Source organism: Pseudomonas imperatae (assembly GCF_057128625.1).
On record NZ_JBSKHP010000009.1, the window covers coordinates 224,385 to 236,318 of the forward strand.

Consider the following 11,934-nt stretch of genomic DNA (forward strand, 5'->3'; position numbering starts at 1 on the left):
CAGCGGCCCAAAGGCCGCGTCACAGGCGCCGCCGGAATGCCTGGGGCACCGCGTTCGGCCCCGGACGCGGCCTGCGGCCGCTGCTACGGGCAGCACTCCGTGTAGCAGCGGCCCAGAGGCCGCGTCACAAACGCCGCCGCCATGCCTGGGGCACCGCGTTCAGCCCGGACGCGGCCTGCGGCCGCTGCTACAGGGTTGTGCTCCAACCGCCGCCGAGGGCTTTTACCAGCTGTACGTTGGCGCTCAACTGCCGTGTCTGCAGGTCGAGCACGCCGCTTTGCGCCTGCAAGGCGGCGGTCTGGGCCTCGACCACGTCGAGGTAGCCCACGGCGCCGTCCTTGTAGCGCGACAGGGCGAGGTTTTCCGAGTCGTGGGCGGCGCTGGCGGCGTCGCGCTGGTCCTGCAGGGCGCTGCCCAGGCCGGCGATCAGGGTGAGGTTGTCTTCCACCTGTTGGAAGGCGCCGAGCACGGTGCTGCGGTAGTGGCCGGCGGCTTCGTCGGTGGCGGCGCGGGCGGCGTCGACGCCGGCCTTGCGCTTGCCGCCATCGAGCAGGGTGGCCACCAGCGAGGGGCCGATGGACCAGAACAGGTTGGGCGCCGCCAGCAGGCCGGCGTACTGGTCGCTCTGGTAGCCGATTTGCGGGCTGAGGGTGATGGTGGGGAAATAGGCGGCGCGGGCGATACCGATCTTGGCGTTGGCCTCGGCCACCCGGCGTTCGGCCGCGGCGATGTCGGGGCGGCGTTGCAGCAGCGCCGACGGCACCCCCGCGGGCACCACCGGCAGTTCGATGCGCGCGGTGTCCACCGGCACGCTGAACTGGGCCGGCTGGGCGCCGACCAGGGCGGCGATGGCGTGCTCCATCAGCGCCCGCTGGGCCTGGTTCTGCGACAGCTGCGACTTGGCCGACGACAGCTGGGTGCGCGCCCGCGCCACGTCCAGGCCGGAGACGATGCCGCCGCCATGCAGGCCTTCGGTGAGGTTCAGGGCCTTGGCGAAGGCGTCGGTGGTGGCGCGCAGCAGTTGGGTCTGCTGGTCCAGCCCGCGCAGGCGAATGTAGTCGTCGGTGAGCTGGGTCTGCAGGCTCAGCCGTGCCGACGCCAGGTCGGCAACGGCGGCCTGGGCCTCGTCGGCGCCAGCGTCGACCGAGTTGCGCACCCGCCCCCACAGGTCGACCTCGTAGTCCAGCTCCACGCCCACGGTCACCGAGTTGTAGTCGCTGGGCCCACCGGTGGCGCGCAGTGGGCGGGTGTCGGATTGGCGGATACGCTGGGGATTGGCAAAGCCCTTGAGCGTGGGGAACAGGTCGGAGCGCACCTGGGCCAGGAACGCCTGGGCCTGGGCGTAGTGGGCGACGGCGGCGCTGAGGTCGGGGTTGTTGGCGGCCAGTTGCTGCTGCAGGGCGTTCAGGCGGCTGTCGTGGTAAATCGTCCACCAGCCGTCGCGGTTCATCTGGTCGGCCGGTTGCGCCGGCGCCCAGGGCCCGACGTTGCGGTACTGCGCCGCGGTGTCGATGGGTGGCACTTTATAAGGCGGCGCCAGCGAACAGGCACAGGGCAACACGGCCAGGCACAGGGCCGCAAGGCGCTTAACCATGGTTGCTGCCCTGCTGGGGCGGCGGGCTGATCTTCACCGCGTCGTTGTCGGCCAGGCCATCGGGCGGGGTGTCGATGACCCGGTCATTCGGCGTCAGGCCCGAGCCGATCTCCACCGTGTCGCCGAAATCGCGGGCGATGGTCACGGTCTTGAATTTGACGTGGTCGTTGCCGTCCAGGGTCGCCACGCGCAGCCCCTGGTCATCAAACAGCAGCGCGCTGGCCGGCAGGCGCAGGGTGTCGGCCTGGGTCGGCAGGTCGAAGCGCACGTTGGCGAACGCCCCCGGCATCAGCCGCGCGGCCTTGTTGTCGACCATCAATTGCACCAGGGTGGCGCCTGAGGCCGGGTTGATGGCGTCCGCACGGGCCACCACCTTGGCCTGGAAGCTGTCCTTGGGGTATTCGGGCACGGTGAGGCTGGCGCTGGTGCCTTCGCGCACCTGCGCGGCAAAGGCCTGGGGCACCTGCACGTACACGCGCAGGCGGCTGATGTCGGACACCGCGAACAGCTCCGGCCCGGTGCCGCCGCTGCCGGCGTTGATCAACGCACCGACGTCGGTGGCGCGCGCGGTGACCACGCCATCGAAGGGCGCCACCAGCCGCTGGAAGCCCTTGGTGGCCAGCAACCGATCGACGTTGGCCTTGGCGGAGGCGACTTCGGCCTGTTTGGCCGCCAGGTCACCGACGCGTTGATCGACGTCCTGGCGCGACACCGAATCGGACGCCAGCATCACCTGCCAGCGGTGGGCGGTGGTGGCCGCCAGTTGCGCGTTGGCCTGGCTGGTGGCCAACTGGGCCCGGGCCTGCAGCAACTGCTGGTCCAGCTCCGGGGCATCGATCTCGGCCAGCAACTGCCCGGCCTTGACCTTGCCGCCAATGTCCACGGTCCAGGATTTCAGGTAGCCGCTGACCCGGGCGAAGATCGAGGCCCGCGACCAGGCTTCAAGGCGCCCCGGCAGGTTCAGCACCGGGCCCTTGTCCGGCCGGCTCGGCGCGATCAGCACCACCGTGGGCATGGCCTGGGTGTCGGTCCAGGTCTTGAGGTTGCGCGACTCGGTGGCGCGAGTGCTGACCCCGGCGACCACCACCACAATCACCAGCACCACCCCCCCGATCAGTGCCAGGCGGTCGCGCCGGGAGCTTGCCGAATGCTGCGCTGACATGTCAGGCCTCCTGGCCGCTGCGCTGGGCAACGGCCTCGCGCCCGTCACGGGCATGGACAATGCTGAAAATGGCCGGCACCAGGAACAGCGTGGCGCAGGTGGCGAAGGCCAGCCCGCCGATCACCGCCCGGCCCAGGGGTGCGTTCTGCTCACCGCCCTCGCCCAGGCTCAGGGCCATGGGCGCCATGCCGATGATCATCGACAGGGCCGTCATCAAGACCGGCCGGAACCGGGTGTAGCCGGCCTCCAGGGCGGCTTTCAGCGAGTCGCCATGTTCGTTGAGGCGCTCGCGGCAGAAGCTCACCACCAAAATCGAGTTGGCGGTGGCCACGCCCATGCACATGATGGCCCCGGTCAGCACCGGCACCGACAGCGTGGTGTGGGTGGCGAACAGCATCCACACAATACCCGCCAGGGCCGCCGGCAGGGCGGTGATGATCACGAACGGGTCGAGCCAGGACTGGAAGTTGACCACGATCAGCAGATAGATCAGCACCACCGCCCCCAGCAGGCCGAAGAACATGCCGTTGAACGCGCTGTTCATGGTTTGCACCTGGCCCTGCAGCGTAGCCTTGGAGCCCTTGGGCAGGTCTTTGCCGTGGGCATCGATGATGGCCTGGATATCCGCCGCCACCGCGCCCAGGTCGCGCCCCTGGATCGACGCGTACACCTCCACCACCGGCTGGATGTCCGACTGGGTCAGCACCGAATTGCTCTGGCTGCGCTCGAACGTCGCCAGGCCGCCCAGCAGTTGCCCGTTGGCACCCTGCCCGCTGGCGCTCAGCGGCAGGTCATGCAGCGCGCCCAGGGTGTCCAGCTTGTACTGCGGCGTCTGCAGCACGATGGGGTAGGAAATGCCGTTCGCGTTGTTCAGCCAATAGGTGGGCGCCACCTGGCTGGAACCGGCCAGGTTCACCACCAGGCTATTGGTGATGTCGCGCTCGGTGATGCCCACCAGTTGCGCGCGGGTACGGTCGACGTTGATCTTGAAGCTGGGCAATTGCCGAGACTGCTGCAGCCGCGCGTCCACCACCCCCGGCACCCGGCGAATCTCGCGCAGCACGCTGTTGGCGTAGGCGAAGTTGCCGGCCAGGTTGGCCCCCGACACCTGCAGGTCGATGGGCGCGGCCGAACCGAAGTTGAGGATCTGCCCGACGATGTCCGAGGGCGGGAACGAGAACACCACGCCGGGGAACGCCTGGGGCAGTTGCTCGCGCATCTGGCGGATATAGTCGGCCGTGGCGCGGTGGCCCTCGTTCAACGAGATCTGCACGTCACTGTCCTGGGAACCGACGGTGCCGGTGTTGTTGTACGCGGTGTTGATGCCGCTCACCGACAGCCCGATGTTGTCCACCACCGCGCCCAGCTCCTCGGCGGGCACGATGCCCCGCACGGCCTGCTCGACGCGGTAGATCACCTGTGCGGTGTCTTCAATGCGGGTGCCCACCGGCACGCGGACGTGCATCAGGATCTGCCCGGAGTCGACGCTGGGGAAGAAGTCCCGCCCCAGGAACGGCGCCAGCCCGAACGACAGCAGCACGAAGGCGAAAAACGCCAGCAGGAACAATCCACGCCGGTGCAGCACCCGTTCGAGCAGGCCATGGTAGCCCTCGCGTATCTGTTCGAAACGCGCCTCGAAGCCTTGCTGGAAGCGTACCAACGGGTTGCGCGAGGGCTGTTTGTGCACGCCTTCCTCGTGCGCTTCGTGGGGCTTGAGCAGGAAGTTGGCCATGGTCGGCACCAGGGTGCGCGACAGGATGAACGAGGCGATCATGGCGAACATCACCGCCTCGGCCATCGGCACGAACAGGAAGCGGGCGATGCCGTCGAGGAAAAACATCGGCACGAACACGATGCAGATGCACAGCAGCGACACGAACGCCGGGGTGACGATCTGCGCCGCGCCGTCGAGGATCGCTTCGCGCACCTGCTTGCCCTGCTCCAGGTGCCAGTTGATGTTTTCAATGGTCACCGTCGCATCGTCCACCAGGATGCCCACGGCCAGGGCCAGGCCGCCCAGGGTCATGATGTTCAGGGTTTCCCCCAGCGCCGCCAGGGTGGCGATGGAAGCCAGGATGGCCAAGGGAATCGACACGGCGATGATCACCGTCGAGCGCCAGCTGCCCAGGAACAGCAAAATCATCAGGCTGGTCAGCGCTGCGGCAATCACCGCCTCGCGGGCCACGCTGCTGATGGCGGCGCGGACGAACAGCGACTGGTCGCCGATGAAATCGATCTTGAGGTTGTCGGGCAAGGCCGCCTTGGATTCGGCCAGTTTGTCCTTGATGCCGGCGATCACCCCCAGGGTGGACGCCGAACCGGTCTTGAGCACGGTGATCAGCACCGAGCGGCTGCCGTTGACGTGGACGATGTTGGTTTGCGGCGGCGCGCCGTCGCGCACGCTGGCCACGTCGCGCATCAGCACCGTGGTGCCGTCGGCGGCCTTGATGGGCAGGGCTTCCAGGTCGGCAATGGCCGAGGGCGCGTTGTTCAGCTGCATGACGTATTCGTAACGGCCGATTTTCTCGGTGCCCACCGGCGTGATCAGGTTCTGCCCGGCCAGGGCGTTGGCCACGTCCTGGGCCGACAGGCCGCGGGCCTGCAGGGCAGCGGAGTCGATGTCGATCTGCACCTGGCGGCTCTTGCCGCCGAACGGGTACGGCATGGCGGCGCCGGCCACCGAGGTCAGCAGCAGGCGCACGCTGTTCAGGCCCAGGTCGCCCAGGCGCTGCTCGCTCAGGCCCTGGCCCGACAGCGCCAGCTGCACGATGGGCACGGTGGAAGCGCTGTAGTTGAGGATCAGCGGCGGCGTGGTACCCGGCGGCAGCTGCCGCAGGATCACCTGGGCTACCGAGGTCAGCTGGGCGTTGGCGGTGCTGATGTTGACGTTGGGCTGGAAGTACACCTTGACGATGCCGAAGCCGTTCAGCGACTCGGCGTCGATGTGGCGCACGTCGTTCACCGTGGTGGTCAGCACCCGCTCGAACGGCGAGGTGATGCGCCCGGCCATCTGGTCGGGCGGCAGGCCGGTGTATTGCCAGATCACGGCGATGACCGGAATACGGATTTCCGGAAAAATGTCCGTAGGCGTCCGCCACGCCGCCAGGGGGCCGACGATGAGGATGAAAATGGCCAACACCACGAAGGTATAGGGCCGGTTCAGCGCGACACGCACAATTCCAAGCATCGGGTTTGTTCCGTACGCAGGACAGGACGCCACCACCAGGCACACGCCGGATCAGTGTAGGCCCGGCAAACGTTTGTGAGGAGTAGCCTGAAGAACCTTTAATCGGCCGACCGTTGATCAGCGCGAAGGGCCCGCGCCGCATGGCTGTTGTCCAACCCTTGAGTGCCCAACAGAACAAGGAGAGGAGCCATGCCCGTGGAAATCAATGCCCAGACCCAACGTTGCACCCTGGTCGACGCCGACAGGCGTTGCGAAGGCCTGGCGACCGACGTGCGCATCACCACCGACGACCAGTTGCGCATGTCCATCGCCGAGCTCAATGGCCATCGTGTGCCCATCACCGAGGCCGAGGCCGACGCCCTCACCGTGGCCGGCGCAGTGGACGCCCGCCACCACGTCAAGGCCAGCGTGCCCGGTTCGGTCATCTAACCCCCGTAGCAGCTGCCGCAGGCTGCGTCCCCAGTCAACTGCGGCGCCCCTGACGCGGCCTGGCGGCCGCTGCTACAGGGAGCGCGTGCCGAAGGCTGAGTCAGCGTTGGGTTTGCGAAGGCAGCACGCCAAGCAAATCGGGCAGCGCGGATTTCACCGTCTGCCAGACGATTTCGAGGTTGATGTCAAAATACCCATGAGCAATTCGGTTGCGCATGGTTCTCATGCTGCGCCAAGGAACGTCTGGATGTGCCGCAGCAAACTCAGGATATTTATCCATGACTTTGGTCGATGCTTCGCCAAGAATGACGAGGCTCATGATTACCGCCTGTTGCGTGCGCTTATCCTCGAGAAACTCTTCGATCTGAAGCCCTTCGACAAAGACAAGGGCATCCTGGGCAGCCTCGCGGATATGCGCCAGGTAGTCATCAAGCCGTTGCTCCGTCATACCGGGCGCGCCTGAGCGACGACCCGCTCCCTGAATTTGATCGGAAGATCACCCGGCGTCAGCACATCGACCGCTACCCCCAACAGGTCTTCCAATTCGGCCTGCAGCCCACCCAAGTCAAACAGTGTTGCACCAGGCAACGCGTCTACCAGCAAGTCCAGGTCACTGCCATCCTGGTCGGTACCCTGCAGTACCGAGCCAAAAACCCGAGGATTGGCGGTGCGGAAGCGCCCCACGACCTCACGGACAGCAGCTTCCTTGTTAAGAAGGGCAACGGATGGGCGCATGACAATCGGTCCTTTGGTCGGCTCGGTATTGGCAGTCTACCATCCGTAACTGCCTCACTGCGGCAACTCCAGCAACTCCATCGCCATCGGCCGCGCAAAGTAATACCCCTGCGCCTGCGACGCGCCCATCTCCTTGAGCAGCTGCAAGGTGGCCTCGTCTTCCACGCCTTCGGCCACCACTGGCAGCCCCAGCGAGTCGGCCATGCGCACGATGGCGCGGACGATGGCGCGGCTGCGTTCGCTGGCGGTCAGTTCGAGGATGAAGGATTTGTCGATCTTCAGGCCGCTGAAGCGGTACTGGTGCACGTAGCTGAGCGACGAGAAGCCGGCGCCGAAGTCGTCGAGCATCACGCTCAGGCCGTGTTCGGCCAGTTGCTGCATGGTCTGCCGGGCGCGCTCGGGCTCGGCCACCAGGCCGCCTTCGGTCAGTTCCAGGCACAGGCGGTGGGCGTCGATGCCGTGGCGCTGCAGCAGCGCCAGCACTTCGCTGGCAAACTCGGGCCGGGTGATGCTGTAGCTGGAACAGTTGACGTGCACCGGCGGCCAGTGCGCGTGCTCGGGCCGGGCGAGGATTTCGGCGATGCGGTTGAGCATGTACAGGTCCAGCCGGCCAATCAGCCGCAGGCCTTCCAGCGCCGGCAGGAACTGCCCTGGCGCGGTGATGCGGCCGTCGGCCTGGCGCCAGCGGATCAGCGCCTCCAGCGCCACCACCGCACCGCTTTCGACGCTGACGATGGGCTGGAAATACGCCAGCAGCTCGTCGTCGCGCTTGAGCGCGTTGCGCAAGGCGCCCTCGCGCTCCATCTGGTCGGTAACCTCGCGGCGCACCTGCTGGTTGAACACCGCGAAACTGTCGCGGCCGGCGTTCTTGACCCGGTACATGGCGGTGTCGGCGTCACGCAGCAGGTCCGCCGGCTCATGGTGGAACTGCCCGTCGGCGCTGACGATGCCGATGCTGCACGAGGAAAACACCCCGTGGCCGTCAATGTTGAACGGCAGGTCGAAGGCCAGCAGGATGCGCTCGGCGAGGTCCACCGCCACATCGAGGTCGGCGCTGGGCGCCAGCACCGCGAACTCGTCGCCGCCCAGGCGCGCCAGCAGGTCGTCCTGGCGCAGGCAGTTGCGCAGGCGGGTGGCGGCCTGGGTCAGCAGCAGGTCGCCGAAATGGTGACCGAGGCTGTCGTTGACCATCTTGAAGCGGTCCAGGTCGATGAACATCACCACCAGCGGCCGCTGTTGCCGGCAGAAATCCTCCCAGGCCTGCTGCAGGCGTTGCTGCAGGTGGCTGCGGTTGGGCAGCCCGGTCAGGGCGTCGTGGGCGTTTTCATGCTGCAGCTTGGCGTTGGCGTGGTCCAGTTCGCGGGTGCGGCTCTGCACCCGCGCCTCGAGCATCAGGTTGGCGGCGTGCACCGCCTCGGCGGCGCTGCGCCGCGACAACGCGGTGTCGATGTGCCGGGAGACGAAGGTCAGCAACTCCTGGTCGCGCTGGCTATAGCGGATCATCGGCGAATAGCTCTGCACCACCAGCACGCCGCGCACCTGGGTGCCCTCGAACAGCGGGATGCCCAGCCACGACTGCGAGCGGATCGGCCCGGGGTTGTGGGTGATCTCGCCGCTGGCCATCAGCTCGGTAGCGTCGTCGTAGTCGATCAGGCACGGCCGGCGCTGGCGGATCACGTACTCGGTCAGCCCACGGCGGCCACGGCGTGGCGGCGGCACGGCGGCGCTCTGTTCGTCGATGTAATAGGGGAAGGTCACCTCGCCGGTCATCACCTCGAACAGCGCGATGTAGAAATTGCGCGCGAACAGCAGGTCGCCGACGATGCTGTGCAGGCTCTGGAACAGCTCGGCCATGTCCCCCGGCTGGCTGGACAGCTCGGCAATCTGGAACAGTGCGCTGTGCAGGTGTTCGGCGCGCTCGCGCTCGACCACTTCCTGGCGCAGGGCATCGTTGAGCTCGGACAGCTCCTGGGTGCGCCGCGACACCGTCTCCTCCAGGTCGACCCGGTGCAGGATGCGGTCCAGGGCCATGGCCACGTGGCGGGCCACCACCAGGAACAACTCGCGGTCCTCGGCGCTATAAATGCGCGACACCTCGTAGACCTGCATGGCAAGCATGCCGAACACCTCGTCCGAGGCGTTCTTCAGCGGCGCGCCCATCCAGAACTCGGGGCGATGGCCCAGGGGGGCGAAGCGCCCTTCCTGCTCGGCGCGGCGCATGCCCACGGCGTCGACCATCAGCGGCTGGCCGCTGATCAGCACGTAGCCGGTCAGCGACAGGCACTCGGGGTCCAGGTATTCGTGGCTTTCGGCCTCGATGGCATCGACGTCGATGATGTCCACGTAATAAGGGTACGAGACCTTGCCGTGCTGCGGGTCGTACAGCGCCAGGTAGAAGTTCTCGGCGTCGATCAGCGTGGCCAGGTGCCGGTGCACGCCTTCGAGGAACGCCGCCCGGTCACGGGTGGAACTGGCCAGGTAGGTGATTTCGTACAGCACCCGCTGGGTGATCTGCGCCCGCGCCAGGGCCTCGCTCTGCACCCGCGTGCCCAGCTCCCGGGCGAGCTCGGCCAACTGCAGGTTGTGCGCCTCGCTGCGTGGCGCCAGCAGCCAGCCCAGGGCACGCTCGCCCTGGCCGGTGGGCCAGCGATGCAAGCCCTCGGTGCGGCAGAACGCGTCGAGGTCGTCAGCTGCCAGTGTCGCAGGCCACTGGCAGAAGGCGCCGCCCTGGGCCGCCCGGTGCATGGGCTCGCCATCCCGGTACCACACCCACGCGCAAGCCTTGGGCCAGGCGCGCGCGCCGGCCAGCACCACTTCAATCGACGCGGCCGTCTGTTCGCCCGGCGGCAGGCGTGAGTCATCGGGCAAAACGGGGAAGTTCAAGAAGGTGCTCCAACAGAACGGACAGTCGCAGAACCCCTTATCGGCAGGGCCAGACGAAGATATAGCGCGGTGCCACTACTTCAGGCAAGCTCTGTCAGACCAACCGGGCGCCAACCCTTGCGCCAGACGCACCACTGATGCCATTCGCTGCACAAACTTTTTCACTGGTGTCATAATAATGACCGGCAATCGCACAGGTTCGCATGGGCCACCGGGTTGCCGTATTGACACAGATCATGGCGGCTGATATTTGTTAACTATCCAGTTAGTTTTGGTTTCGACCCCAGCTGACGGCCAGCGTTACCTAAAATGATATTGCTCTATAATAAAAACAACGGAGACACCCATGGATCAAGTATCCACCGAGTCCCACGGCTCAAAGCAGACCAAGAAAGCGACCGCCAGCGGCTGGATTGGCTCGGCGCTCGAGTACTATGACTTCTTTATCTACGCCCAGGCTGCGGCGCTGATATTCCCGCAAATCTTCTTCCCGTCCACCGACCCCAAGATCGCTATCGTCGCCTCGCTGGCTACTTATGGCGTGGGTTACATCGCCCGTCCGATCGGTGCCGCGTTCCTGGGCCACTGGGGTGACACCCGCGGCCGCAAGAACGTGCTGCTGTTGTGCATGTTCCTGATGGGCTTCGCGACCATGGCCGTGGGCCTGCTGCCTACCTATAGCCAGGTTGGCATGCTGGCGCCGGTCCTGCTGGTGGTGCTGCGCCTGATCCAGGGCTTCGCGGTAGCCGGTGAGATCTCCGGGGCCAGTTCCATGATCATGGAGCACGCGCCCTTCGGCAGAAGGGGCTACTACGCCAGCTACACCCTGCAGGGCGTGCAGGCGGGGCAGATCTTCGCCGCGGCGATCTTCCTGCCACTGGCCTACTTCATGCCTGACGATGCGTTCAACAGCTGGGGCTGGCGGATTCCGTTCCTGCTCAGCGCCATCGTGCTGATCGCCGGCTACATCATCCGTAAAGAGGTCCACGAGACCCCGGCCTTCGTCAAGGAAGAAGCCAGCACCGAACTGCCGAAAGCCCCGATCGTCGAGGCCTTCCAGAATAACTGGCGCAACATGTGCCTGGTGACCTGCATGGCGCTGATGAACGTGATCCCGGTGGTGGCCACCATCTTCGGTGCGGCGTACGCGGTGCAGCCGGCCTACGGCATTGGCTTCTCGAAGAGCGTGTACCTGTGGATCCCGGTGATCGGCAACATCGTCGCCGTGGTGGTGATCCCGTTCGTGGGCAACTGGTCGGACAAGATCGGCCGTCGCCCGATGATCATGGGTGGCGCCCTGGGCTCGGGCCTGCTGGCCTTCGGTTACCTGTACGCGATCAGCATCCACAGCGTGCCCCTGGCCTTCACCATGTCGCTGCTGATGTGGGGTGTGGTCTACCAGGGCTACAACGCGATCTTCCCAAGCTTCTACCCGGAACTGTTCCAGACCCGCTACCGCGTGTCGGCCATGGCCATCTCGCAGAACGTGGGCACCATGATCACCGCGCTGCTGCCGGCCCTGTTCGCCGCCATCGCCCCGCCCGGCTCGGACAACATCCCGATGACAGTGGGTGCAATGGCGTTCGGCATCACCATCATCGCAGCCCTCGCGGCCTACGCGGCCAAGGAAACCTACCGGATTCCGATGGCGGACCTGGGCAAGCGTGATGCGAAGGAAGTGGACAAGAAGGATTACCTGCAGATGCGGATGCAGGCGGTGAAGTAACAGCAGCTGCAAGCTGCAAGAAAAAGCCCCGGCTTCGATGAGAACCCGGGGCTTTTTCGTATCCAACAGCTTTTGATCTGCTTTTGATCTGCTTTTGATCTGGCTTTTGATGTGCTTTTGATCTTGATCTAGCTTTTGACTTTGATCTTGGCCCCGTTAAGCGCCCGGGCCGACCGGAGGCGTTGATCAAGCGGGCCTCGGCGGAGCCGAGGGAGACG

The 11,934-nt window shown here is 66.1% G+C and carries 8 protein-coding genes; 2 read left to right on the forward strand and 6 right to left on the reverse strand.

Features of this window, described 5'->3' with window-relative positions:
• Positions 1-187: 187 nt before the first annotated feature.
• Genes ACWKWX_RS14080 through ACWKWX_RS14090 form a run of 3 tightly spaced genes read right to left on the reverse strand, consistent with a single transcriptional unit; the run spans position 188 to position 5,943 of the window.
• Positions 188-1,594 (reverse strand): efflux transporter outer membrane subunit, encoded by a 1,407-nt coding sequence (locus tag ACWKWX_RS14080; protein WP_483828085.1) that lies wholly within the window; start codon positions 1,592-1,594, stop codon positions 188-190.
• The gene (locus ACWKWX_RS14085) at positions 1,587-2,756 is read right to left on the reverse strand and encodes an efflux RND transporter periplasmic adaptor subunit (protein ID WP_483828086.1); all 1,170 of its coding nucleotides are present in this window, start codon (positions 2,754-2,756) and stop codon (positions 1,587-1,589) included. Before ACWKWX_RS14085 ends, ACWKWX_RS14080 begins: the two co-directional genes overlap by 8 nt.
• A 1-nt stretch (position 2,757) precedes the next feature.
• The gene (locus tag ACWKWX_RS14090) at positions 2,758-5,943 is read right to left on the reverse strand and encodes an efflux RND transporter permease subunit (RefSeq protein WP_483828087.1); all 3,186 of its coding nucleotides are present in this window, start codon (positions 5,941-5,943) and stop codon (positions 2,758-2,760) included.
• A 189-nt stretch (positions 5,944-6,132) separates the two neighbouring features.
• Between ACWKWX_RS14090 and ACWKWX_RS14095 the strand changes: the two genes are divergently transcribed.
• Entirely contained in the window at positions 6,133-6,372 is a 240-nt protein-coding gene (locus ACWKWX_RS14095) for a DUF3203 family protein (protein WP_416425456.1), read from the forward strand.
• 100 nt (positions 6,373-6,472) lie between these two features.
• Here the strand turns inward: ACWKWX_RS14095 and ACWKWX_RS14100 are convergent, their stop codons facing one another.
• The 3 genes from ACWKWX_RS14100 to ACWKWX_RS14110 are packed head-to-tail and all read right to left on the reverse strand — an operon-like array spanning position 6,473 to position 9,990.
• On the reverse strand, positions 6,473-6,820 hold the full coding sequence (locus ACWKWX_RS14100; RefSeq protein WP_483828088.1) for a HepT-like ribonuclease domain-containing protein: 348 nt from the start codon (positions 6,818-6,820) through the stop codon (positions 6,473-6,475).
• The gene (locus ACWKWX_RS14105; protein ID WP_416425457.1) at positions 6,817-7,107 is read right to left on the reverse strand and encodes a nucleotidyltransferase family protein; all 291 of its coding nucleotides are present in this window, start codon (positions 7,105-7,107) and stop codon (positions 6,817-6,819) included. Before ACWKWX_RS14105 ends, ACWKWX_RS14100 begins: the two co-directional genes overlap by 4 nt.
• 54 nt (positions 7,108-7,161) lie before the next feature.
• Positions 7,162-9,990, reverse strand: coding sequence for a bifunctional diguanylate cyclase/phosphodiesterase (locus ACWKWX_RS14110; RefSeq protein WP_473003392.1), 2,829 nt, complete (start codon positions 9,988-9,990; stop codon positions 7,162-7,164).
• A gap of 346 nt (positions 9,991-10,336) precedes the next feature.
• Here ACWKWX_RS14110 and ACWKWX_RS14115 point away from each other — a divergent pair, with 346 nt between their 5' ends.
• Positions 10,337-11,716: an MFS transporter gene (locus ACWKWX_RS14115; protein WP_483828089.1), complete on the forward strand. Its 1,380-nt coding sequence runs from the start codon at positions 10,337-10,339 to the stop codon at positions 11,714-11,716.
• Positions 11,717-11,934: the final 218 nt, after the last annotated feature.